Source organism: Sphingomonas sp. 2378 (assembly GCF_038084995.1).
Lineage (GTDB): Bacteria > Pseudomonadota > Alphaproteobacteria > Sphingomonadales > Sphingomonadaceae > Sphingomonas.
In genome coordinates, this window is sequence record NZ_JAXCMJ010000043.1 from 1 (window position 1) to 23,551 (window position 23,551).

Below are 23,551 nucleotides of genomic sequence, written 5' to 3' on the forward strand. Positions count from 1 at the left end.
AAGCACGCCCCTCCCGCCTGCGGGAGGGGCGTGCCAAGCGGCTCCCGTAAGCGCTTCAGCGAGCGAAACGTCTTTGGCTTATGCGCGACATTCGCCAGGCAGCGCACCCCTCCCGCAGGCGGGAGGGGATGGGGGAGGGCAAAAGTGTCTCACCGAGCCCCCACCCCAAGAAATCAATCCACCCAATCCAACCCGATATCGCGATAAACCGACCGGTCTTCATCCCAACCCGGCTTCACCTTGACGTGCAGATACAGATGCACCTTTTGCCCCAGGATCCGCGATAGTTCCTCGCGCGCCTTGGCCCCGATCTCCTTGATCCGCACCCCGTTCTTGCCCAGCACGATCGCGCGCTGGGTCGGGCGTTCGACCAGGATCTGCTGGTGGATCTCGACCGATCCGTCCTCGCGCTCCTTATACGCCTCGGTCTCGACCGCGCTGGCATAGGGCAGTTCGGCGTGGAGTTGCAGATAGATCTGCTCGCGCGTCACCTCGGCCGCCAGCGCGCGTTCGGTGGCGTCGGACACCTGATCCTCGGGATAATGCCACGGTCCCTCGGGCATCAGCCTCGCGAAATGCGCCTTGAGTTCGGGCAGTCCGTCGCCGGTCTGGGCGGAGACGAACCAGATTTCATCGAACGGCACCACCGCGTTCAGCTTTTCGGCATGGCCGAGCAACCGCGCCTTGTCGGCGATATCGACCTTGTTGAGGATCAGGTGCTTGGGCTCGGGCCGGTGCGCGATCGACTCGGCGATGGCGGTGACCTTGGGGCCGATGCCGCCCTTGCCGTCGACCACCAGCGCCAGGATGTCGGCGCCCTCCGCCCCTTCCCAGGCGGCGGCGACCATCGCGCGGTCCAGACGGCGCTTGGGCTCGAAGATGCCTGGGGTATCGACCAGCAGGATCTGCGCATCCCCCTCGATCGCGACGCCCAGCAGCTTGGCACGGGTCGTCTGCGCCTTGGGGCTGACGATGGCGACCTTCTGGCCGACCAGCGCGTTGACGAGGGTGGATTTGCCGGCATTGGGCGCGCCGACGACGGCGACGAGGCCGCAACGTTGTTCAGTCATGGCTGGCAGCGGTACAGGCCAAGCCCCCTTCCCGGCAAGGGAAAGCCCGCATGGACGCGATGTAATGGGGCCATCACGGAACGGCCACGGCGACGCGCGCATTCTTCGGGCCTCGATTTGAGAGTCAGGAGAGACGCCATGAAGACCCTTCTCACCGCCTTGTCGGCCGCCGCGCTGCTGACCGTCGCGGGCCCCGCCTCTGCCAAGGGCTGCCTGAAGGGCGCGGCGGTCGGCGGAGTCGGCGGGCATTTCGTCGGCAAGGGCCATGCCGTGCTGGGCGCGGCGGCGGGCTGCGCGATCGGGCATCACCGGGCGAAGGTTCAGGCGAAGAAGGACGCGGCGGCCAAGCACTGAGGCGCGGGGATCGGTTCGAGCGGGGTTGCGTGGCCTTCGACTTCGCTCAGGCTGAACGGAGGTTGGGAACGGACCTCCCGTACACCCCCCGTTCGGGCTGAGTGAAGTCGAAGCCTGTCCTTATTCCTTCAACTTCACCAGCAACGCCTTCGCCGCAGCGGTTTCCGCCTCCTGCTTGTTGGCCCCCGTGGCCGTCGCCTCGCCCGACCGGTTGATCCGCACCGTCACGGTGAAGCGCGGCGCATGATGCGGACCCGAGCGGTCCGTCACCACATATTCCGGGGCCTTGCGGTTATGCGCGGCGGCCCATTCCTGAAGCGCCGACTTGGGATGCTGCGGCGCCTTGCCCTGCGAGTGCACGCGGTCCCCCCAGGCCTTGCGGACGAAGCCCCGCGCCGCCTCCAGCCCCGCCTCGCGATACCAGGCGCCGATCAGCGCCTCCATCACATCGCCCAGCACATTGTCGCTGTCCGACGCGCCATCATCGCGCGCCTGCTTGCCCAGCCGCAGATGATCGCGCACGCCCAGGTCGCGCGCGACATCGGCACAGACCGCCCCCGTCACCAACGTATTCAAACGCCGCGACAATTGCCCCTCGGGCTCGTTCGGGAACTGCTCCCACAGCCATTCGGCCATGATGAGGCCCAGCACCCGGTCGCCCAGGAATTCCAGCCGCTCGTAATTCTCCGCCGCCTGGCTGCCATGGGTCAGCGCGCGCTGGAATGGCGCGACATCGGCGGGCGCGCGACCGAATATCTCGGCCAGCCAGGGTTCAAGCGCGCTCAAAACCCTTCTCCGATCCGGTTCCAGCGGGCCGCCGTCACCCAGGTCCAGGGCTTGATCCACTCCGCCGTGCCGTCGGTCGAGAAGAAGGTCACCGCCGCGCGGCCCTCCAGCCGATTCATCGGGATATAGCCCATCCCCATGGGCGGCGCGAAACGGCTGTCCGCCGAATCGTCGCGATTGTCCCCCATCAGGAAGACATTGTCTGCCGGAACCGTGTAGACCACCGTGTCGTCACGATCCGGCAGGTTGCCCTGGTCGAGCACCTCATAGCTCTTGCCGTTGGGCAGTGTCTCGCGGAACCGGGGATATCGGCAAACGGGTTTCCCGGCGACCGTGTCGAGGAAGGGACCGCATTTGTCGGCATCGAAATTGGGAGTGAGCGGCAGGACGAAATCGGCGATCCGCTGCTTGGGGATCGGGCGACCGTTCAGGATGACCTGGCCGTTCGTCACCTGGATCGTATCGCCCGGCAGGCCGATCACTCGCTTGATGACGTCATGATCGTCCGGGCCCGGCGAGCGGAACACCACCACATCGCCGCGCGCGGGCGCACGGGCCAGGATATGGCCGGGCAGCAGCGGCAGGCCGAAGGGCAGCGACCAGCGCGAATAGCCGTAATTCCACTTGGTCACGAACAGATAATCGCCGATCAGCAGACGCGGCAGCATCGATTCCGACGGGATGACGAACGACGTCACGATGAAGCTGCGCAGGATGAAGACGAACAGCGCCAGCTTCAGGAAGAAGCGCAGCGTGTCCTTCGCCTCCGATTTTTGAGGTGTATCGGCCATGGTCAGCGGGTTCGCGCAACCCGCTGGTTCCGTCAAGCGGGCTTGGCTCTTTCCGATGCTCGTCGTGACCGGTCGACATTCACGCATTCCGCTTGAATGCCGATCCGACCTCTCCCCTGCACCGGGGAGAGGAAACAAATGCAGTCGCGTCAGGCCGCCGCGACGAAGCGCTGAGTCTGTTCGCCCAAGCCCTCGATGCCGAGCCGCACCGTCTGGCCCGCGCGCAGATAGGTTTGCGGCTTCTGGCCCATGCCGACGCCCTTGGGCGTGCCGGTCGAGATGATGTCGCCCGGCTCCAGCGTGCAGAACTGGCTGAGATAGGAAACGATCTCCGCGACCGTGAAGATCATGTCGCTGGTGTTGCCGTCCTGATAGCGATGGCCGTCGACCTCCAGCCAAAGATGAAGCGCCTGCGGATCGGCGACCTCGTCCGCCGTCACCAGCCACGGGCCGGTCGGACCGAAGGTGTCGCAGCCCTTGCCCTTGTCCCAGGTGCCGCCGCGCTCCAACTGATAGGCGCGCTCGCTGACATCGTTGATGACGCAATAGCCCGCGACATGGTCCAGCGCCGATGCCCGGTCGACATAGCGCGCCCGGGTGCCGATCACGACGCCCAGTTCGACTTCCCAATCGGTCTTTTCCGAGCCGCGCGGGATTTCCACATCGTCGTTCGGGCCGACGACCGCGCTGGACCATTTGCCGAACACCACCGGCTCGGTCGGGATCGGCAGATTGCTCTCGGCGGCATGAAGGCGATAGTTGAGGCCGATGCAGATGAACTTGCCCGGCCGTGCCACGCACGAACCCAGGCGCGGTTCACCCTCGACCAGCGGCAGCGAAGCGGGATCGAGCGCGGCGATCTCGGCGAGACCGGCGGGGCTCAGCCGTTCAGCGGCCAGGTCGCCCAGTGCCTCGGGCAGCGCGCGGATGCGACCATCGGCATCCAGAAGTCCCGCGCGTTCCCGTCCCGGTTCACCATAACGCAGCAGCTTCATCGATCGGGCTCCTTCTCCTACGGGTCGCCTCGCGCGCCCTTCCCTCGCTCCGCCCTCCTTACCGATGGCCGCCACGCGATTCCACTTGCAAATATGATAGTGCAATTTTTCAGGTGAGGATCAGGCACGGCCCTGCATGGATTCGCCTAGCAGGGTGAAGAAGCTGTGCGCGACGCTGCACTGCGCGCCGTCCCATTCGGGATGCCACTGCACCGCCAGCACATCCGCGCCGCAGCCGGGCGCGCGAAATGCCTCGATCAGCCCGTCCTCGCTGTCGCGCGCCTCGACCACCAAGCCATAGCCCAGCCGGTCGACGCCCTGCTGGTGCACCGAATTGACCTCCAGCCGCCGATGCCCGCTGCGCCCCGCCAGCACGCCACCCGCCGCCAGATCGACGGGGTGATGATGGCCGAACAGCGCCTCGTAATCCTCGTCCCACGATCCGCGATGGTGGCGCGGCAGGCCGCCCAGACAGGTCAAGGTGCCGCCGAACAACACGTTGATCTCCTGCATTCCCCGGCAGATGCCATAGACCGGCTTGCCGCGCTCGATCATCCGGCCGGCCAGCGACAGTGCGACGCTGTCCCGCTCCGGGTCGCAAAGATGGCGGGCGAGGTGGCCGCGATCCTCATATTGCGCGGGCTCGACATGCGATCGCCCGCCGGTCAGCAACAGGCCGTCGAGCATGTCCGCCATCGCCGCCGGATCGACCGCCTCGCGCACGGCGGGGACCATCACCACGCTCGCCCCGCACAGCCGCACCACCGGCTCGATGAAGCGGGTGGCCACCGCCTGGATGGGGCGACCGGCGACCTCGTTCCCGCACATCAGTCCGACGATGGGCTTGCGTGTTCGCGTCATGCCGTACCCTCCAGCTCCTGTCGCAGCGCGCGCCCCTCCGCCCGCTGCAAGGCCCGCGCCTCGGGCTGGACCAGGACGCTGTCCGGCGCGACGTCGCTCAGCAGCCAGACATTGCCCCCGATCACCGAGCGCGCGCCGATCGTAACCCGACCGAGCACCGTCGCGCCAGCATAGATGATGACGTCGTCCTCGACGATCGGATGCCGGGCGAAGCGGTCGCGCGGCGAACGCGGCGCGGTGCCCAGCGCGGAGCGCGCGCCCAGCGTCACATGCTGATAGACGCGCACCCGCTCCCCGACGATCGCGGTCTCGCCGATGACGACGCCGGTGCCATGGTCGATGAAGAAATGCCGCCCGATGGTCGCGGCCGGATGGATGTCGATCCCGGTCCGCTCATTGGCGAGTTCGGAGATCATCCGCGCGACGATCGGCGCCCCCAGCCCGTTCAGCTCATGCGCGATCCGGTGATGCAGGCTGGCGACGGCCCCCGGATAGCAGAGCAATATCTCATCGACGCTGCGCGCCGCCGGATCGGCCAGGAACGCCGCCTCGACATCGCTGTCGATCATCTCGCGCACATGCGGCAGGGTCGCGCCGAACAGCCGGGCGATCAGCGCCGCCTGTTCGGGCGGGAAGGCCGCATCGGCATCCTTCTGCCAATAAGCGAGTTCGGCGCCAACCTCCCGCTCCAGCGCGGTCAGCGCGGCGAGCAGCTTGGCGGTGACGAAGCGGTCCTCCTCGACGGGCGTTCCCCGGAAATGGCCCAGACGGCGCGGATAGAGCGCGGCGGCGACCAGCGCGACGACATCCTCCACCCCGGCGCGCGAGGGGAAACGCTCGACATCGCGTCCCGCATCCTGCCGCTGACGCCAGCCATGGCGGGCCAGGCGCAGCGCGGAGACGATGCCGTCGATCCCGGTGGCGGCATCTTCCCCGTGGCGGGCGGCGGCGGTCAGCTTGCTGGTCGTCATCACGATCCTCCGACCCTCATCATATCCCACTTGGACAATGGGATATAACAGAAAAGCTACGCCGCCATAAAGCACCCGCTTGCCTTAACGGGCGGTTGCGCGGGGTCGGGGGCCGGGGCATGGTCCGCGCCGCCATCCTGGCTCGGCCCCGCCACCCTCCGGAGCGATATGACGATGATCACCCCGCGCCAGACGACCTTGACGCGTTTCCTGATCGAGCAGCAACGCCGATCGCCGGAAACCTGCCCGCCCGAACTCCGCCTGCTGATCGAGACGGTCGCGCGGGCGTGCAAGGCGGTGAACCAGGCGATTTCCAAGGGCGCGCTGGGCGATGTGCTGGGCAGTCTGGGCAGCGAGAATGTGCAGGGCGAGGTCCAGAAGAAGCTGGACGTGATCGCCAACGACCTGCTGCTCGACGCCAATGAATGGGGTGGTCACCTGGCCGCGATGGCGTCGGAAGAGATGGAGACGATCCATCGCATCCCCAACCGCTATCCCAGGGGCGAATATCTGCTGCTGTTCGATCCCATCGACGGGTCGAGCAATGTCGATGTCGACCTGTCGGTCGGCACGATCTTCTCGGTGCTTCGCGCGCCGGAGGATTGCGCGGGCCGCGAGGTGACCGAGGCGGACTTCCTCCAGCCCGGTCGGGCGCAAGTCGCGGCGGGCTATGCGATCTATGGGCCGCAGACCCTGCTGGTGCTGACGGTCGGCGAAGGCGTGTATGAATTCACCCTCGACCGTGAACTGGGATCGTGGCGACTGACCGACGGGCCGATGCGGATTCCGGCGGGAACGCGCGAATTCGCGATCAACATGGCCCGCCGCCGCCAATGGTCGCCGGGCATCGCGCGCTATATCGAAGAGCGGATTCTGGGGGCTGAGGGTCCGTGCGGCGAGGATTATAATATGCGCTGGACCGCGTCGATGGTGGCGGACATCCACCGTATCCTGAAGCGCGGCGGCGTGTTCCTCTACCCCGGCGACCACCGCCAGCCGGGCAAGGCCAAGCTGCGCCTGCTATACGAAGCCAATCCGATGAGCTTCCTGATCGAACAGGCGGGCGGTGCGTCGATCGATGGCGCGATCCGGATCATGGACGTGGAGGCGATCGGCCTGCACCAGCGGGTCGGCGTGGTGTTGGGCGATGCAGACCAGGTGGCGCTGGTCGCGGAATATGGGCGGATGGGGTGATGCAAAGGCGGGGGTTTGTGGCGATGCTGGCACGTGCGCATCGAATTCGCTCAGTGCGAACGGGCTGGATGGCGTGAACCCCAATCCCAACCTCCGTTCAGCCTGAGCGAAGTCGAAGGCCACGGGATTCGCAAAACTACCCCCGCGCCACCGACTCCCGCGTGACCAGCTCAAATTCCACCACGCGGTCCTCCACTTGCCGCGACCGCAGCGATGCCAGCACCTGCTCGACCGCGCGAAACGCCATGTCGCCGACCGGCTGGCGGATGACCGTCAGCGGTGGCCAGAGTCGCGCCGCGATTGCGGTATCGTCGAACCCCGTCACCGCCAGATCCTGCGGCAGTCGCAGCCCCATACGATGCGCCTCGCCGATCAATCCGGCGGCCATGTCGTCGCTGCTGCACAGAATCGCGGTCGGCCGGTCGGGGAGCGACAACAGGGCACGCCCAGCCTCCGCGCCCGAAGCCGGGTCGAAACCGCCCCGAATGACCAGCGCGGGATCGACCGGCAATCCATTCGCCGCCATGCCGTCGCGAAACCCGGCCAGCCGCTCGTCCGCGACGGAAAAGCTGGTCGGCCCCGCCAGAAAGCCGATGCGGCGATGCCCCCGGTCCACGACATGCGCTGTCATCGCCGCCATCGCCGCGCGGTTGTCGACCCGCACGGTCGAGATGTCGGGCAGCCCCCGCCCCGTCGCGATCGCCGCCGCCGCGACGCCCAGTTTTTCGAACAGCCCCGACCCGCTGAGCAATTCGGCAAAGGGCGGGACGAGGAGCACCGCCGCCGCGCCACTCTGCACCAGCGCGCGCACCGCCGCTTCCGCCGCCTCGCGGGTCAGCCCTTCCTCAGCCTGGGCGATGAATTGCAGGCCCCGCGCATTGGTCGCCCGCAATGCGCCGAGCAACACCGAGTCGATGAACGGCGTCCGCCGGTCGCTATAGACCAGCCCCAGCGTCGTCGCCCGCGCCTTGGCCAGTCGCCGCGCGGCGATATTGGGCCGGTATCCCAGTTCCTCGATCGCCGCGAGCACCGTCGCGCGGGTCACGGGACCGACCTTGCCCGTGCCGTTGATGACGTTGGACACGGTCATCGCCGACACACCCGCACGCTCGGCGACCGCGCGGATGGTGACGCCTTCGGGCTTGCGGATGGTCATGGCGGGGGATGCGGTAGCGGGCTTTTCCATCACCCGCCACCACCCGCCGAACCGCGCGTCAGACCGCCCCCGCCTTCAACCCCTTCACCGCATGGTCCGCCGCACGCGCGGTCAGCGCCATGAAGGTCAGCGACGGGTTGACGCACGACACCGACGCCATCTGTGCGCCATCGGTGACATAAAGGTTGGAGGCGTCATGCGCCTGGCTCCATTTGTTGAGCACCGACTGGCGCGGGTCCGCGCCCATGCGCGCGCCGCCCATTTCATGGATCGCGTCGCCGGGCACATGCTCCTGCTCGCCGCTGGTCACGTTCTTCAGCCCCGCCGCGCGCAGCATCGCCTCGCCCTCGCGCCGGGCATCGGCCATCATCTTCAGCTCATTGTCGCGGAAGGTGACGTCGAACTTCAGCAACGGCACCCCGAAACGATCGGCCTTGCTGCTGTGGAGTGAGATGCGATTGTCTTCATAGGGCAGGCACTCGCCGAACGCGCCCATGCTGAACTGCCATGGGCCATAGCGGCGCATCCCGTGCTTCATCTCCGCGCCGAAGCCGACCGGCTTGGCGGCGTTGCGATAGGCAGACCCCTGATAGCCATAGCCGCGCTTGAACCCCAGCCCTTCGTCGCCCTTCAGATTGCGAAAGCGCGGCACATAGACCCCGCCCGGACGGCGGCCATATTCGATCAGGTCGTCCATGCCCGGAATCTCGCCGGACACGCCGACGCGGAAGATATGGTCCATGACGTAACGACCCAATGTTCCGCTCGAGTCGAAATGGCTCCGCTCCGAGCCCGGCGCGCGCGAGTTCATCAGGATCTGCACCGACGCCATGGCCGAGGCACAGACGAAGACCAGGTTCGCCGCCACCGTCTGTGCCTGCCCCGTCCTGGCGTCGATATAGCGGACGCCGGTGACCTTCTTCTTGGCAGGATCGTAATCGATCCCCGTCACCACCGCATCCGACTGGAGCGTCAGCCGCCCGGTCGCGCGCGCGGCGGGCAGCGTCACCGCCTGGGTCGAGAAATAGGCCCCGAAGGAACAGCCATTGCCGCACTGGTTGCGGAACTGGCATTTGGTGCGATTCTGGTCGGGCTTGTCCTCCGTCATGTTGGACAGGCGGGTATGGATCAGCTTGCGGCCCGGAAACTGGCCCTCCAGCCGTTCTTTCAGCCACTTTTCCGCGACGTTCATCGGGATCGGCGGCTGGAACTCGCTATCGGGCAGATAGGGCAGATTCTCGCGCGAGCCCGACACGCCGATATATTTCTCGACGTACGAGTACCAGGGCGCGACATCGTCGTAGCGGATCGGCCAGTCGGCGGCGACGCCCTCGCGCTTGTTCGCCTCGAAATCGTCCGGGCTCCAGCGGAAGGACCAGCGGCCCCAGATCAGCGACTTGCCGCCCACCGCGCCGGGCCGGATCCAGTAGAATTTGCTCCCCTCGTCATAGGCATAGGGGTTCAGCCGGTCGTCATTGTAGAATTTCTGGTTGCTGGGCGCGACATAGCCATATTTCGCGATGAAATAGTCGCTCTCCACCAAAGGCTTGGGCATGATGTTGCGCGCGGGCACCTCGAAGGCGGGCTTGCCGTCATAGGGATAGCCCTCGCCATGCTCGACCATGACGCCCCGGTCGAGCATCAGGACGCGCAGGCCCTTTTCGGTCAGTTCCTTGGCGGCGAAACCGCCGCTGATCCCCGACCCGATCACGATCGCATCGAAACGGTTCGTCGCCGCCATGGCCATCCTCCCTTATATCGTTCTTATCGTGTCAGAAACGCAAAGCGCGCAGCGTCCGGTAGCTGGTCGTGATGTCGGGCAGATAGGGCGCGGGGGCCTGATCATTCTCGACATAGAAATGCTTCACGCCCGCCAGCCTGTTCAGCTTGAAGAGCGCGGCGAAGTCGATCCTGCCCGCGCCCACCGCCGTCATTCTGCCATCGGCGCGCGCATCCTTGACGTGATAGGCATAGATGCGACCCGCATGCCGCCGGATCAGCGCCGCCGCATCCTCGCCCGCATGGATCGCCCAATAGAGGTCGATCTCCAGCTTCACGAGCGCCGGATCGGTCGCCTTCAACATCCGCTCGTACAGGCTGACGCCGCCCGGCTTCTTGGTGAACTCGAAATCGTGATTGTGATAGGCGAAAGCGAGTCCGGCCTTCTTCAACCCTTCGGCGAAACGGTTGAAGTTGGGCAGCGCGGCGTTCAAGCCCGCCTCCGTCCGATGCTCGTCGGTCATATAGGGCAGCACGACCGTATCCGCGCCCAGCGTCTTGGCCATCGTCACGCATTTGTCGAAATCGCCAAGCAGCGCGTCGTAACCGATGTGAACCGATGGCGCTTTCAGCCCCAGCCGGTCCTGCGTGCGACGAAGCATGGCATGGTCCATCGCGTCATAGCCGCCACCGCCATATTCGATCTCGCGATAGCCGATCTTTGCCACCGCCTCCAAAGTCTTGACCGGATCGGCCGAGAAGAGTTCGCGGATCGTATAGAGCTGCAACCCGATGGCCCCGAGTTGCGCGGCCTGTGCGCTCCCCGGCACCAGCGCCGCCGCGCCAAGGCCAAGACCAGCTCCCATGAGCGAACGCCGATCGATCATGCCGAATACACCTTGTTGACCTGAGAATAGGGGAAGGCACCATTATATTCGCCGGGCACGGGCAGATATTCGCGCTCCTGCGTGATGCCGATTTCCGACGTGTAATAGCCGGTGATGACGAGTTGCCGGAACGGCTCGAAAAAGGCGCGGCCTTCGGGCAGGACGCCCTCCATAGCCTCGGTCAGCAGCGTGTCCTGTTGCGCGGCCGTCGCCTTGGCGGCGGGGGTGCGGTTGACGCTCTGGCTTCGCGCCTCGATCGCGTTCAACCCGGCGATGATCGGCACCCGGTCTTCGGGCAGCGACCAGTCGGCGAGCATTTTCTCGATGAACTCGGGCACCTTGGCCGCGATCGCGCCGGGCGTGTCGGTGGTCGGGACCACCCGCTCCGACAGGGCGACCATCGTCGCGCGCTGGGTCGGGGTGAAGACGGCGACGCTGGGCGGGCCGTCGGAGATGACGGGGATGCTCCCTCGCGTCTGCTCGACCGCACCCGCCGCACGGGCGATGGGGGCGAACAGCGCGGAGCCGAACATGGCGGTGATCCCCGCCAGGGCGTGTCTGCGGTCGATATGGGGGTGGGCGATCATCGGGCATCCTCCGGCAGGTCCTGCGCGATCGCCTCGGGCGGCAGCGGGCGGACCCAGATATTGCGGAACGAAACGGGCGAGTCGTGATCCTGAAGCTGGATCGGCGCGGCATCGCCATGCGCCTGGTATTTCTCCACCTGCCGCCAGATGGTGGTGCCGAGCATCGCCTGGTGGTTCTGCACCACCACACCGTTCAGCAGAGCGGTGACATAGGCGGGGCGAAGCAGCTTGCCATCGGCGGCGAAGCGGGGCCGCTCGAAGATGATGTCATAGCTCTGCCACTCGCCGGGCTTTCGCGCCGCATTCACCAGCGGCGGCTTCCAGGCATAGACCGCCCCCACCTGCCCATCGGCATAGGTCGGGTTGTCATAGCCGTCGAGGATCTGCACCTCATAGCGCTGCATGAACCAGATGCCGCTATTACCGCGATCCTGCGAACTCTTCCGCGGCGGGTTGGGCGAGCGGAATTCGAGATGCATCTGGACATCGCCGAAGCTCTGCTTGCTGACCAACAGGCTCTCGCCCTTGCCGTCGCGCGGCGGCACGGTCATCACCCCGTTCTGGAGCAGCCATGGCTTGCCGCTGGGCGTCCAGGCATCCATCGAGCGTCCGTCGAACAGCACCACCGCGTCGGACGGCGCACCGCCGGGTTGCGCGGACGGAGTCACCACCCTGGGTGCGGGCCGGTCTGGGTCATGAACATGCCATTGGCCGCCGGGCAGCATCGGCGTGTCGCGGAACCCCAGGCCCGGCTTGTCCTGCGCCGTGGCACCACTCGCCATGACCAACGCGATCAATGGAAATGCCCGCATCGCTCCCCTCCTCATGCTGTCGGATCGATCGCGCGGTATGCCGCGATCAGCTTTTCTTCGCCCGCCCGGCCCTTGACCGAATTGCCATGCTCCATGCCGATCACCCCGGCATAGCCGCGCTCCTTCAGGAAGCGGCAGACATTGGCATAGTTGACCTCGCCGCTGCCCGGCTCGTTGCGGCCCGGATTGTCGCCGAACTGGATATAGCCGATCTCGTCCCAGCACAGCGTCATCGTCGGGATCAGATTCCCCGACTGGATCTGCTCGTGATAGAGGTCGGCCAGCACCTTCACGCCCGGACTGTTCGCCCCGCGCGCCACCGCATAGCCTTCCGCGATCGACTGCATGAACACGCCGGGATGGTTGGTCCGCGTGTTGAGCGGCTCCATCACCAGCGTCATCCCGTGCGGTGCGACGATATCGCCCGCGCGGCGCATCACGTCGATGATCCGCCCCTGCTGGATCGCGGGGTGCAGCTTCTTGTCCATGAAGCCGGTGACGACGGTCATATGCCTGGCCCCGACCCGCTTGGCGACATCGACCGCGCTGCGGATATCGGCGAGGAAAGCCTGCCGCTCGGCATCGTCATCGCCGCCGAGCAGCGGGCGCGATTCCGACCATTTGGGCATCGACGCGACGAACACCCCCATCGTCATCTTCCGGTCGCGCAAGGCCTTGGCGATCGCCTCCTGCTCCGCGACGGGGCGGAGGCGATATTCATTGTCCTCCCACGCCCAGAAACCTTGATCGGCGGCATAGGCGATCTGTTCGACCGAACTCTCCCCCCGGCTGGCGAAGCTGCCCAGATGCGGCGCGAAGCCCAGGGCAAAGCGCGCGGCGTTGGACGATTTGCCCGCCTTCTGCCCCGTCAAGGCCGCGACGGGTGCGGCGGCGGCGAGCCCGCCAATGACGGTGCGACGCGACCAGTTCATGCGACAGTCTCCGCGACTTGGGGACGGGGACGGCGGCGCTCGGCCAGCCAGATACCGCCGAAGACGAACAACAGGATCACCGGCACCAGCGCCAGCCGGGCGAAGGACTGCGACGCCGCCGCATCCTCGACCTGACGCAGCGCCTCACCGGTCAGCCGCTTGAACGCCTCCGGTCCACCGGCCAGTTCGACCTTGGCGGCGTCGAACATCGCGCCCAGCCGGGGCAGCACGAAGAAGCTGGCGAGCGCCCCCGCCGATCCGACCAGTCCCAGCGCCCAGGCCCCGCCGCGCGGATAACGCTCGGCGACCGAGGCGAGCATGGTCGGCCACATCGCGCAGACGCCCAGCCCCCAGACGGTCGAAGCCAGGATCGCCGCCACCGGCGACTGTGCCCGCGACAGCAGGAACAGGCCGATCCCCGCCATCAGGCTCGACACCCAGAGCAGCCCCGGATTGGACAGCCGCCCCGCGATCCGCCCGGCAAAGTGGCGGAACACGAACATCAGCGCGCTGACATAGACGAGGAGGAGAATGCCGCGCATGCCCACCCGGCTGCTGAGCGCCACGTCGAGCCACTGGCCGGGTGCCAGTTCGGACGCGGCGGTCAGGAACATCGCGCCGAACCATACGAAGAAGCTGGGGCGCTTGAACACCTCCGCGATCATGCCGCCGAAACCGACGTCACGGACTTCGCGCGGGACCGGCGGGAAATGCGTGGTCGCCGCCATCACCAGCACGCCCAGCGCCGGGATCAGCACCAGCGCCATGATCGCCTGCCATGACAGGAGTTCGGCCAGCAGCACGCCCGCCAGCCCGCCGACGATCAGCCCGCCGGGATACCAGGCATGGAGGACGTTCAGCCGGTGAGTCGTCTCTTCCGGGTAAAGCCGCGCGGTCAGCGGGTTGATCGACGCCTCCGCCAGCCCCCAGCCGATCCCGCTCAGGAGCATCCCGCCCCAGACGATGTGATAGACCGCCATGCCGGTGGCGACCTGGCCTGCCCCGATGATTGCCGCCGTTCCGATCAGGAAACACAGGCCGCAGCCGATCAGCATCCGCCGCGCACCGATCCGGTCGAGCAGCGCGCTCGCCACGAACAAGGTCGCGGCAAAGCCCAGAAAGGCCGAACCCAGCGCCGATCCGATCAACTCGCCCGCTTCGACCGGCGCGATGGGATCGATCCACTCCACCTTCAGGCTGCTCGCCACCGCCGCACGCAAGGCCGCGCTTGCCGCCGCCGTAAACAGCGCCAGCACGCTCAGCCAGAACAGCCGCGACCGATTGCCCGGTATCGCTTCCATGCCCCTCTCCCGTTTGTATTTTTTGTCAGGCTTTACCCTCCGGGGCGGATGGTCAAGCCTATGCCATCTTAAAGTCCCAGCCAGCGCCTGTTGGCGGCCGGATCGCCCCCACCGGCGAAGTCGTCAAAGGCGCGTTCCGCCCGGCGGATCATGTGCGCGGCGATGAAGGGCGCCCCCTCCCGCGCGCCGTCCTCCGGGTGCTTCAGGCAGCATTCCCATTCCAGCACCGCCCAACCGGCATAGCCATATTGGGTCATCTTGGAGAAGATGCCGCCGAAATCCACCTGCCCGTCGCCCAGCGAACGGAAGCGCCCGGGCCGGTCGACCCAATCGCCATAGCTGCCATAGACGCCCGCGCGGCCGGTCGGATTGAACTCGGCATCCTTGACGTGGAACATGCGGATGCGGTCGTGGTAAAAGTCGATGAACTGCAGATAATCCATCGCCTGCAGCACGAAATGGCTGGGGTCGTAGAGGATATTGGCCCGCGCATGGCCGCCGACCGAGTCCAGGAACCGCTCGAAGGTCGTGCCGTCGTGCAGGTCCTCGCCGGGATGCAACTCGTAGCAGAGGTCGACGCCCTCTTCCTCGAACGCATCGAGGATCGGGCGCCAGCGCTTGCCCAGTTCGGCAAAGCCTTCCGCGACCAGTCCGGCGGGCCGCTGCGGCCAGGGATAGACGAAGGGCCAGAGGAGCGCGCCGGAGAAGGTCGCGTGGGCGCTCAAGCCCAGCCGTCGACTCGCCTTGGCGGCGTAGCGCAACTGCTCGACCGCCCAGGCCTGCCGCTCGGCGGGCTTGCCTCGCACCGCTTCGGGCGCAAAGCCGTCGAACGCCGCGTCATAGGCCGGATGGACCGCGACCAACTGACCCTGCAAATGGGTCGACAATTCGGTGATCGCCACCCCGGCATCGGCGCAACGCCCGGCCAGATCGTCGCAATAATCCTGGCTCTCGGCGGCGAGTTTCAGGTCGATGCAGCGCGCGTCCCAGGTCGGGATCTGCACGCCCTCATAGCCCGCCTCCGCCATCCAGCGCGCCGCCAAATCCAGCGTGTCGAACGGCGCGGCGTCGCCCATGAACTGGGCCAGGAAAATGCCCGGTCCGCGCATCGCGCCCGCGCTCATTTGGCGGTCTCGGCCTTGAGATAGGCGATCAGCGCGGCGCGCTTGGCGGGGTCGGCGACGCCGATCGGCATCCGCGTGCCCGGCACCTTCTTCATCGGCGCGGCGATGAACTCGCCCAGCGTCTTGTCATCCCATTTCAACCCGGACGCCTTCATCGCGGGCGAATAGTTGAAGCCCGGAACCGTCCCGGCCTGCCGACCGAACACGCCGTTCAGATTGGGGCCGACGCCGTTGCGGCCACCCTTGTTGAGCGTATGGCAGGCGCGACAGGCGGCGAAGGCCTGCGCCCCGGCGGCAGGGGCGGACTGGGCCGTCGATGGCGCATTCGCGGCTACGACCAGCGCCACGGCACCCGGCAATGTGGCCAGCCAAAATAGCTGCCTCATTCTCTCTCTCCTGTCATTTTCTTTCCCAGACTCGCTGGTTCACGGGCGAGTTTACCGGTAAACCGCTTCGGCGCAAGCAGGGAATGTCGCCGGTCGAGCGACGGACGAGAGGAGTGGATGATGGCGGGACGCAAGCTGAAACTGGCGATGGCGGGCGGTGGCGAAGGCGCGTTTATCGGCGGCGTGCACCGGATGGCGGCGGCGCTGGACGGCGACTGGCAACTGATCGCGGGGACGTTCAGCAGCGATGCGGAGCGCAACCGACGCAGCGGGGAATCGCTCGGCCTCTCCCCCGACCGGGTCCACGCCTCGATCGAGGCGCTGCTCGCCGACGAACGCGCCCGACCCGAGGGGGAGCGGATCGACGCGGTGGCGATCGTCACCCCCAATCACCTCCACGCGCCGATGGCGATCGCCGCGCTGAACGCGGGCTTTCCGGTGTTCAGCGAAAAGCCGATGGCGATGAACCTCGCCGAGGCCAAGGCCATTGCGGATGCCGCACGCGCATCCGGCCAACTCTATGCCCTCGCCTTCACTTATAGCGGCTATCCGATGGTCGAGGAGGCGCGGGCGCGGGTGGCCCGCGGTGATTTCGGCGCGATCCGGCTGGTCCATGTCGAATATGTCCAGGGCTGGCTCAGCAACCCGCTCGACCGCGAGGGCAACAAGCAGGCCGAATGGCGCACCGATCCCGCCCGCGCGGGGCTGGGCGGCGCGTTGGGCGATATCGGCACCCACGCCTTCCAGCTTGCCGAGCATGTCTCCGGCCTGACGGTCGAGGCCTTGTCGGCGGACGTGACCACCCATGTTCCGGGGCGAATGCTGGACGACGATGTCAACGTCCTGCTCCGCTTTGCCGAGGGCGCGCGCGGAACGCTGCGCGCGACGCAGGTCGCGGCGGGCGAGGAGAACGGCCTGCGCCTGCGCATTCACGGCGAGAAGGGCGGACTGGAATGGTCGCAGATGGAGCCCAACACGCTCACCCTGCGCTGGCTCGACCGTCCTGCGGAGATCGTGCGGGCGGGCGGCCCCGGCCTGTCCGGCACCACCCTGCCACGACTGCGCACCCCCTCGGGCCATCCGGAGGGCTATATCGAGGCGTTCGGCAACCTCTACCGCGCGGTCGCGGGAAACTTGCGCGATGGCGGCCCAGCGGAGGGCGGCGCATTGGGCGAGGCGACCTGGTTCCCCGGCCTGGAATCGGGCCTGCGCACCATGGCCTTTGTCGAGGCGGTATTGGCCAATGCCCAGGCCGATGAGAAGTGGACGTTACTATCGCTTTAGGTCGGGAGCAAAGCTCGTTGCATCACCCCTCCCCTGAAGGGGATCGTCGAAAACCCGCCAGACCATCGCGGCAAAGGCCGGATCCAGTTGGGGAGGCGTCAGCAAGTCACTCCCATCGCGATGGAACTGGACCCCGGCCTTCGCCGGGGTGGTGCGTGAGAGGATGGAAGGTGAATTTTCGCAATGCCCCCCCTGAAGGGGAAGGGCTCGACTTGGGACGCCCTCCTGTCATCCCGCTTGAGTCGGCCGTCATCGGGCATTCATTTCGCGATGATAAGGATTGCAGAGGATCAACCAAGGAGGTGTTTCTCATGAAGTCCCTGTACGCGATCGTCGCTTGCGCCGCGCTGGCCCTGCCGGGCGTCGCGCAGGCCATGCCCAACCCCGCATCCGCCTTTTGTGGCAAGATGGGCGGCCGTTCGGTGATGGCCAAGCTGCCGGACGGCGCGACGGTCGGGCTATGCTATCTGCCCGGCAATAAGATCGTCGAGGAGTGGACGCTGTTCCGCATGATGAACGGCAAGACGCCCGCGCCGCATCGGAATCCTTTCCTCTGAACCGGCCTGCCGACCGCCGGAGCCTCGCGGCTTCGGCGGTCGTGCCATGGGTCACGCCGCCTTGACGCTCCGGCCGTGAACGATCCCCACCGCGCCTGCCAGTACGGCGGCATCCTCGGCAAAGCCCGTCTTGGTCTGACCGTAACGGCCCAGCGCCGCCATCCGGCCGCGCCAGCCGGGATAGGAGGCGACCACCGCCGTCACCCCGCCGATCGCCGCGCCCAGCCAACGACGCTTCGGGTCGGCCAGCGCCGCTCCCGCGATGGCGGAGGTCGTGAAGCGCGCGACCAGCCCGATGGGCACGATTCGGTCGGGCGCGGTCTTCTGCTTGTCGCCCGCCATCTCGCCGATCGCGAGCGCGAGCGTACCCGCCGCGACGACGGGGTTGCCCAACCAGCGCAGCACGCCCTTGCCCAGCGGCAATTGCCCCCGCGCCGCCGCGATCGACACGGCGGCCAGCGGCGTCATCGCGCGCTGTCCGCCGACCAGACCCATTTTGAACGATGCGAGCATGACGTCACCTCTCGGATACGGATAAGCAGGCCGCGACAACGCGCGTCGGCCTGCGAAGGGTTCCGTTCGGGTTTCGCAAGCCCCTTCCCCATCGACCCCCGGCTGCGCCATGATGACGGCATGAACCGTATCCTCCTGACCGCCGCGCTGCTGTCGCTCGCCGCCTGTTCGTCCGGCGACCAGCCCACCGGCCTGAGCGCCGAAGAGAACCGCCAATTGAACGAGGCCGCCGCGATGCTCGACGCCAATGCGGTCGATCTGAACGCGATGGCCCCTTCGAACGTTGAGGCGGAAAATCCCACCGACAACGAAAGCTGATCGTCCATGACCGACACGCCGCTTCGCCGCCTGGGCTCGACCGACCTGATGATCGCGCCGCTGGTGCTGGGCGGCAATGTGTTCGGCTGGACCGCCGACCGGGCGGCCAGCTTCGCGGTGCTCGATGCGTTCGTCGACCAGGGCGGCACGATGATCGACACGGCGGACGTTTATTCCGCCTGGGTGGACGGCCATCAGGGCGGCGAGTCCGAGACGATGATCGGCGAATGGCTGAAGACCAGCGGCAAGCGCGAGCAGGTGCTGATCGCCACCAAGGTCGGGATGCTGCCCGGCGAAGGCGGCGAGAAGCTGGCCCCCGCCCGGATCGCGGCGGCGGCGGAGGCGTCGCTCCGGCGGCTGGGGACCGACCGGATCGACCTGTATTTCGCGCATCAGGATGACGAGGATCAGCCGCAGGAGGCGGTGATGGAAGCCTTCGCCAAGCTGGTCGAGGCGGGCAAGATCCGCGTCATCGGTGCGTCCAACTTCCATGCCGCACGGCTGAAATCCGCCAACGAGGCCGCGCGCGACGCCGGACTGCCGCGCTTCCACGTCCTGCAACCCGAATATAATCTGGTCAGCCGTCACAAGTTCGAAGGCGAGCTTCAGGATTACTGCATCACCGAGAATATCGGCGTCGTACCCTATTATGGTCTCGCCGCCGGCTTCCTGACCGGCAAATATCGCAACGAGGCCGATTTGTCGCAAAGCGTGCGCGGCGGCCGGATGGGCGAGTTGCTGCGTGGCAAGGGCGCGGAGGTCCTCGCCGCGCTGGACCAGGTGGCGGAGGAAACCGGCGCGACGCAGGCGCAGGTGGCCCTGGCCTGGCTGATGGCGCAGGACGGTGTGACGGCACCGATCGCCAGTGCGACCGGTGTCGAACAATTGTCCGAACTGATGCCCGCCATGACCCTGACGCTAACCAAGGAACAGATTGGGCGACTCGACGAAAGCGGCGCTTGACCCCGCCGCCAAGCATTATCTCAAATTAAGTTCTGGAACGGGCATCCCGGCGGAGATTTATACCCCACTTATGATGCCCGCCGCCCCCACCATCCTGATCGTCGAGGACCAGCCGCTGCTCTTGCTCCATGTGCAATTCGCGCTGGAGGATGCGGGCTATGTCGTGATCCAGGCGGCCAGCGCCGACGAGGCGTTGATCGCGCTGCAACGGCATCCGGAGATACAGGCGGTCTTCACCGATGTGGCGATGCCGGGTTCCCTCGACGGAGCGGCGCTGGCGGCGCGGATCCACCGGACGCATCCGCATGTCGCCGTCCTCGTCACATCGGGCGAGCAGAGCTACCTGCCCGACGATCTGCCCGAAGGCGTGCGCTTCGTCCCCAAACCCTATGCCGGGCATGACGTGATACGGCTACTGACCCAGCAACTCGCCTGGAGTCATCACGCCGCTTCGGATCGGAAAGCCATGGGGCGGCCGATCAGATATCCCTGAATCTGATCGCATCCCAACTGGCACAACATCGCATGTTGCGCCTCCGTCTCCACCCCTTCGGCGACGATCGGGATGTTCAGGCTTCGCCCCAGTCCGATCGAGGCGCGGACGATCGACAGCGCCGGGCCATGCTCGCCCATCGCGCGGATGAAGCTGCGGTCGATCTTGATCTTGTCGAAGGGGAATTGCTGAAGGCTGCTGAGCGAGGAATAGCCGGTACCGAAATCGTCCATGACGATCCGCATGCCCGCACTCCTGAGCATGCTGAGATTGGCGGTCGCGGTTTCGCGGTGGTCGATCAGGACGCCCTCGGTCACCTCCACCTCGATCCGATGCGGGTCGACGCCCTGCCCGACGACCGTGGCGAGCATCCGCGTGGCGAGTTCCGGATCGCGCAACTGCACCGGGGACAGGTTGACCGCCATCATCCAGTGCGCGGGCCATTGGCGCAAGATGGCCAGGGCCTGCAGGAACAGCCGCTGGCCGATCTCGACGATCAGGCCGTTTTCCTCGGCGATGGCGATGAAGACATCGGGGCTGATCGGCCCCAGCACCGGGTGCGTCCAGCGCGCCAGCGCCTCCTGCCCGATGACAGTGCGGGTGGCGCAATCGGCGATCGGCTGGAACGCCAGCCGGATATCGCCGCGCAGGCCCGCATCGCGCAATTCATGCGCCAGCCAGTTCCTCTGGCGGCGTTCCTCGTCCATCCCGGCGTCGTAATGGCTGGCGCGGTGGCGGCCATCGGCCTTGGCCCGGTAGAGCGCGATGTCGGCACAGGCATGGAGTTCGTCACCCTCCTGCCCATGACGCTGGGACAGGGCGATACCGATGCTCAGGCGGATGGCCGGGCTGCCCGGATCGGCGTCGATGACGGCATAGATCCGCTCGACCAGTGCCGAGGCGTCCCGCTCATCGGGTCGGAGATGATGGACGATGGCAAATTCGTCGCCGCCGATCCGCGCGACGACGTCGCCCTCACGCGCGGCCTCGGTCAGGACCGCCCCCGCGCGTCGGAGCATGACGTCGCCCTGCGCATGGCCCAGCGTGTCGTTCACCCCCTTGAACCCGTCCAGATCGATGGCGAGCAGCGCGATGCGCCTTCCCGTCCGCAACGCCTCGGTCAGCCGCTTGCCGAAAACGACGCGATTGGCGAGCCCGGTCAGGCTGTCATGATGCGCCAGATATTCGACCTGCCGCTGGATACGTTCGCGCTCCTCGGCGGCGGCGGATAGCGCCTGCAGCCCGCGCGCCAGTTCGCCCAGCTCGTCGGCCCGCCGGATCGATGACAGGGGCGGCAGCGCGCGCCCCGCGCTCATCGCGCGCACCGCCGAGACGATCGCCATCAACGGCCTGATGATCCGGCGACGCAGCCACAGGAACAGCCCGCTCACCAATATCAGCATGAAGGTGGCGGCCAGCGCCATCTGGACGAGCGCCCGACGCGTCAATGCCTCGACCAGCATGGTACGCGCGTTCAATTCCTGCCTCAGCCGCTGGCGGAAGATGTCCCGGCGATATTCCAGTCGCCGCAGCGCGTCTTCGAAGCCCGGCAGGGTGACGGCGATGGTTTCAGGACGATCCTGCGCCCGCCGCACCAGAGCGACCGTCGCGCGCGCCAGGTCACGCTCGGCCCGGCGCACTTCCTCCTCCGACTTGCGAAGGCCGGAGGGCATTTTTTCGGCAACGGTATTCGAAGCCCCAAGCTGGGTGAAGATCGTCTGCCGCATCCGGTTCCACCGCGCATCCGCCCCCGGTTCCTGCGGGTAACGGGGCAGGATCGAGACCGACTTGTGCAACTGGCGCAAGCTGGCCTCTTGGGCGCCATAGGCTTCGAGCACCGTGGTGATCCGGCGACTCGATTCGATCGTCGCCAGCAATTGCCGGTTGAGCAGCCAACTGGCCGCGCTCAGCGCCATGAAGATGCAGAAGACAGCCGTCAGCATCGCTGCGAAACGAAATTCAAGCGAACGGAACCGACGGGCTAACCAACTCATCCACCGGTATATAATATGTCAGGCCCTTATTTTTGGTGAAGGGCGGATGCTTTTAGTCGCCGGCGAAATGGAAGGCGTTGAGCGGGCGCTCGCGCTCCTGGACCGACAAAGCGCGACCGATCGGGGGATGGGCACGCTGTGGGCAGTCGATCCGCAGGCAGCGGCGGCATCCCGGCCCGATCGGCGATGCTTCGCCGACCGGATCGCGTCCGCGCGCCATGGCGAGATGACCGGCGAGCCCGGCTTCCAGTCCGATGACCACCGCGAAGCTGGCGGTGACGCCCGCCAGCGATCGGCCTGCGCGCGCCCCCGCCTGGACCAGGGTGACGAAATGCGCGCCGTCGGGCATCGCCACCGCCTGATAGAGCGGCTCCCCCTGCCGACCAAAGGCATCGAAGACATTCCATAGCGGACACACGCCCTCCGCCTCGACCAGCGCGGCATCGGCGGCTCCGGCGAACCGCTTGGACACCTGCCCCGCCCGGTCGAGCCGCATGAGGAAGAAGGGCAGCCCCCGTGCGCCCACCCGGTTGAGCGTGGTCAACCGATGCGCCAGTTGCTCGAACGAGACGCCGAATCGCCGCTGGAGGATGGCGGTGTCGTAACCGGTCGCCTCACAGGCGCGCAGGAAGCGGGCATAGGGCATGACCAGCGCGGCGGCGAAATATTGCGCCAGGTAGCGGCGGAACAGCCGTTCGGCGATCCGATCGCCAAAGGCCGCGCCCCGGGCCAGCGCCTCGATCTCCGCGCGCGCCTCCCATTGCCCCAGTTGCACCGCCAGCGCGAAGACGCGCGCGGGGCCTTCGAGCAATTCCGACAGTTGCAGCTGGCGCGCATGCAGGTCCAGCCGCACCAGCCGGTCGGGCAGGATATCGACCGGGAGTATGCGGATGGTCAGCGCATGGCGGACCCGCAGCCGCTCCGCCAGTGCGCCGTACAGGTCGCCCGCCGTCATTCGCAATTCGTCGGCCCGTTCCTCCGCCATTGCATCCAGATCGGAGAAGTGGTTGCGCCACCGCTCGATCTCACGCCGGACGAGCATCGTCGGGTCCGGTGTGGCGGACTGCGCCACTCCATCCCCCGCGCCACCACCCAGCCGGTCGAAGGCGCGGGCGAAGGCCTCGGCCCCGGCGGGCGCGGCAGCCAGCCATTCTTCCAGGTCGGTGCGGTCGATCTCCAGATCGGCGAACATCGGATCGGCCAGCCGCCGCCGCATCGCCGCCGCCCCGCCCCCCGGCGCATCCGCCGTCAGGCTGCGCGGATCGAAGTCGAACGCCTCGACCAGCCGCACGAGCAATGTCGAGGTGACGGGGCGCTGGTTGCGCTCGATCAGGTTGAGATAGCTGGGCGAGATATCCAGCATCTCCGCCATCGCCGCCTGCGACAGTCCATGCTGACGCCGCACCCGCCGCACCGCATGACCCGCGATCAACTTGGCCCCGGCCATCGCCGCTCTCCTATTGTTGAAAGTCAGGCTGCCTCGCCGTGTCGGGCCTTGTCAAT

General features: G+C 66.9%; 25 protein-coding genes. 7 read left to right on the plus strand and 18 right to left on the minus strand.

Going from position 1 to position 23,551, the window contains the following annotated elements:
* Positions 1–173: 173 nt before the first annotated feature.
* Positions 174–1,070 (minus strand): GTPase Era, encoded by an 897-nt coding sequence (era, locus tag SM191_RS16230; RefSeq protein WP_341507092.1) that lies wholly within the window; start codon positions 1,068–1,070, stop codon positions 174–176.
* Positions 1,071–1,208: 138 nt separating this feature from the next.
* Here era and SM191_RS16235 point away from each other — a divergent pair, with 138 nt between their 5' ends.
* Complete coding sequence (locus SM191_RS16235; protein WP_267434418.1) at positions 1,209–1,424, plus strand: hypothetical protein; 216 nt, start codon at positions 1,209–1,211, stop codon at positions 1,422–1,424.
* Positions 1,425–1,544: 120 nt separating this feature from the next.
* On the opposite strand, the gene rnc is transcribed toward SM191_RS16235, so the two are convergent.
* The 5 genes from rnc to epsC form a co-directional block, all read right to left on the minus strand.
* Entirely contained in the window at positions 1,545–2,210 is a 666-nt protein-coding gene (gene rnc / locus SM191_RS16240) for a ribonuclease III (protein ID WP_341507093.1), read from the minus strand.
* The gene (gene lepB, locus SM191_RS16245) at positions 2,207–3,001 is read right to left on the minus strand and encodes a signal peptidase I (protein ID WP_341507116.1); all 795 of its coding nucleotides are present in this window, start codon (positions 2,999–3,001) and stop codon (positions 2,207–2,209) included. The genes rnc and lepB overlap by 4 nt, the downstream gene beginning before the upstream one ends.
* Before the next feature lie 149 nt (positions 3,002–3,150).
* The gene (locus SM191_RS16250) at positions 3,151–3,996 is read right to left on the minus strand and encodes a fumarylacetoacetate hydrolase family protein (RefSeq protein WP_341507094.1); all 846 of its coding nucleotides are present in this window, start codon (positions 3,994–3,996) and stop codon (positions 3,151–3,153) included.
* A gap of 120 nt (positions 3,997–4,116) precedes the next feature.
* Positions 4,117–4,857 carry a gamma-glutamyl-gamma-aminobutyrate hydrolase family protein gene (locus SM191_RS16255; protein WP_267434415.1) on the minus strand — a complete coding sequence of 247 codons (741 nt, stop codon included), beginning with the start codon at positions 4,855–4,857 and terminating at the stop codon, positions 4,117–4,119.
* A complete protein-coding gene (epsC, locus tag SM191_RS16260; RefSeq protein ID WP_341507095.1) occupies positions 4,854–5,828 on the minus strand; it encodes a serine O-acetyltransferase EpsC in 975 nt (324 codons plus the stop codon). Before epsC ends, SM191_RS16255 begins: the two co-directional genes overlap by 4 nt.
* Positions 5,829–6,002: 174 nt before the next feature.
* Between epsC and SM191_RS16265 the strand changes: the two genes are divergently transcribed.
* Positions 6,003–7,022, plus strand: coding sequence for a class 1 fructose-bisphosphatase (locus SM191_RS16265; protein ID WP_341507117.1), 1,020 nt, complete (start codon positions 6,003–6,005; stop codon positions 7,020–7,022).
* A 136-nt stretch (positions 7,023–7,158) separates the two neighbouring features.
* Here SM191_RS16265 and SM191_RS16270 read toward each other — a convergent pair whose 3' ends face one another.
* The 9 genes from SM191_RS16270 to SM191_RS16310 all read right to left on the minus strand — a co-directional run bounded on the left by SM191_RS16270 (position 7,159) and on the right by SM191_RS16310 (position 15,926).
* Positions 7,159–8,208, minus strand: a complete 1,050-nt coding sequence (locus tag SM191_RS16270; RefSeq protein WP_341507096.1) for a LacI family DNA-binding transcriptional regulator — start codon at positions 8,206–8,208, stop codon at positions 7,159–7,161.
* A gap of 28 nt (positions 8,209–8,236) precedes the next feature.
* A complete protein-coding gene (locus tag SM191_RS16275; RefSeq protein ID WP_341507097.1) occupies positions 8,237–9,919 on the minus strand; it encodes a GMC family oxidoreductase in 1,683 nt (560 codons plus the stop codon).
* A gap of 31 nt (positions 9,920–9,950) precedes the next feature.
* A complete protein-coding gene (locus tag SM191_RS16280) occupies positions 9,951–10,784 on the minus strand; it encodes a sugar phosphate isomerase/epimerase family protein (RefSeq protein WP_341507098.1) in 834 nt (277 codons plus the stop codon).
* Positions 10,781–11,371 (minus strand): gluconate 2-dehydrogenase subunit 3 family protein, encoded by a 591-nt coding sequence (locus SM191_RS16285; protein ID WP_341507099.1) that lies wholly within the window; start codon positions 11,369–11,371, stop codon positions 10,781–10,783. The genes SM191_RS16280 and SM191_RS16285 overlap by 4 nt, the downstream gene beginning before the upstream one ends.
* On the minus strand, positions 11,368–12,183 hold the full coding sequence (locus SM191_RS16290) for a 3-keto-disaccharide hydrolase (RefSeq protein WP_341507100.1): 816 nt from the start codon (positions 12,181–12,183) through the stop codon (positions 11,368–11,370). The genes SM191_RS16285 and SM191_RS16290 overlap by 4 nt, the downstream gene beginning before the upstream one ends.
* An 11-nt stretch (positions 12,184–12,194) precedes the next feature.
* Entirely contained in the window at positions 12,195–13,115 is a 921-nt protein-coding gene (locus SM191_RS16295; RefSeq protein ID WP_341507101.1) for a hydroxypyruvate isomerase family protein, read from the minus strand.
* Positions 13,112–14,416 (minus strand): MFS transporter, encoded by a 1,305-nt coding sequence (locus tag SM191_RS16300; RefSeq protein WP_306998942.1) that lies wholly within the window; start codon positions 14,414–14,416, stop codon positions 13,112–13,114. The genes SM191_RS16295 and SM191_RS16300 overlap by 4 nt, the downstream gene beginning before the upstream one ends.
* 68 nt (positions 14,417–14,484) lie before the next feature.
* Positions 14,485–15,540 carry a sugar phosphate isomerase/epimerase family protein gene (locus tag SM191_RS16305; RefSeq protein WP_341507102.1) on the minus strand — a complete coding sequence of 352 codons (1,056 nt, stop codon included), beginning with the start codon at positions 15,538–15,540 and terminating at the stop codon, positions 14,485–14,487.
* The gene (locus tag SM191_RS16310) at positions 15,537–15,926 is read right to left on the minus strand and encodes a c-type cytochrome (RefSeq protein WP_341507103.1); all 390 of its coding nucleotides are present in this window, start codon (positions 15,924–15,926) and stop codon (positions 15,537–15,539) included. Before SM191_RS16310 ends, SM191_RS16305 begins: the two co-directional genes overlap by 4 nt.
* Before the next feature lie 120 nt (positions 15,927–16,046).
* On the opposite strand from SM191_RS16310, the gene SM191_RS16315 reads away from it, so the two are divergent.
* Both SM191_RS16315 and SM191_RS16320 read left to right on the plus strand, forming a co-directional pair.
* Positions 16,047–17,210, plus strand: coding sequence for a Gfo/Idh/MocA family protein (locus SM191_RS16315; protein ID WP_445949877.1), 1,164 nt, complete (start codon positions 16,047–16,049; stop codon positions 17,208–17,210).
* 311 nt (positions 17,211–17,521) lie between these two features.
* The gene (locus tag SM191_RS16320; protein WP_306998935.1) at positions 17,522–17,767 is read left to right on the plus strand and encodes a DUF333 domain-containing protein; all 246 of its coding nucleotides are present in this window, start codon (positions 17,522–17,524) and stop codon (positions 17,765–17,767) included.
* Positions 17,768–17,818: 51 nt separating this feature from the next.
* On the opposite strand, the gene SM191_RS16325 is transcribed toward SM191_RS16320, so the two are convergent.
* Entirely contained in the window at positions 17,819–18,280 is a 462-nt protein-coding gene (locus SM191_RS16325) for a DUF4126 family protein (RefSeq protein WP_341507105.1), read from the minus strand.
* 120 nt (positions 18,281–18,400) lie between these two features.
* Between SM191_RS16325 and SM191_RS16330 the strand changes: the two genes are divergently transcribed.
* The 3 genes from SM191_RS16330 to SM191_RS16340 all read left to right on the plus strand — a co-directional run bounded on the left by SM191_RS16330 (position 18,401) and on the right by SM191_RS16340 (position 20,054).
* Complete coding sequence (locus SM191_RS16330; RefSeq protein WP_341507106.1) at positions 18,401–18,598, plus strand: hypothetical protein; 198 nt, start codon at positions 18,401–18,403, stop codon at positions 18,596–18,598.
* Between the two features lie 6 nt (positions 18,599–18,604).
* Positions 18,605–19,561 carry an aldo/keto reductase gene (locus SM191_RS16335; protein WP_341507107.1) on the plus strand — a complete coding sequence of 319 codons (957 nt, stop codon included), beginning with the start codon at positions 18,605–18,607 and terminating at the stop codon, positions 19,559–19,561.
* A 70-nt stretch (positions 19,562–19,631) separates the two neighbouring features.
* Positions 19,632–20,054 (plus strand): response regulator, encoded by a 423-nt coding sequence (locus SM191_RS16340; RefSeq protein ID WP_306998926.1) that lies wholly within the window; start codon positions 19,632–19,634, stop codon positions 20,052–20,054.
* On the opposite strand, the gene SM191_RS16345 is transcribed toward SM191_RS16340, so the two are convergent.
* Both SM191_RS16345 and SM191_RS16350 read right to left on the minus strand, forming a co-directional pair.
* Positions 20,003–21,997, minus strand: coding sequence for a putative bifunctional diguanylate cyclase/phosphodiesterase (locus tag SM191_RS16345; RefSeq protein WP_341507108.1), 1,995 nt, complete (start codon positions 21,995–21,997; stop codon positions 20,003–20,005). The genes SM191_RS16340 and SM191_RS16345 overlap by 52 nt on opposite strands.
* 103 nt (positions 21,998–22,100) lie before the next feature.
* Positions 22,101–23,495: a helix-turn-helix domain-containing protein gene (locus tag SM191_RS16350; protein ID WP_341507109.1), complete on the minus strand. Its 1,395-nt coding sequence runs from the start codon at positions 23,493–23,495 to the stop codon at positions 22,101–22,103.
* Between the last annotated feature and the right edge of the window lie 56 nt (positions 23,496–23,551).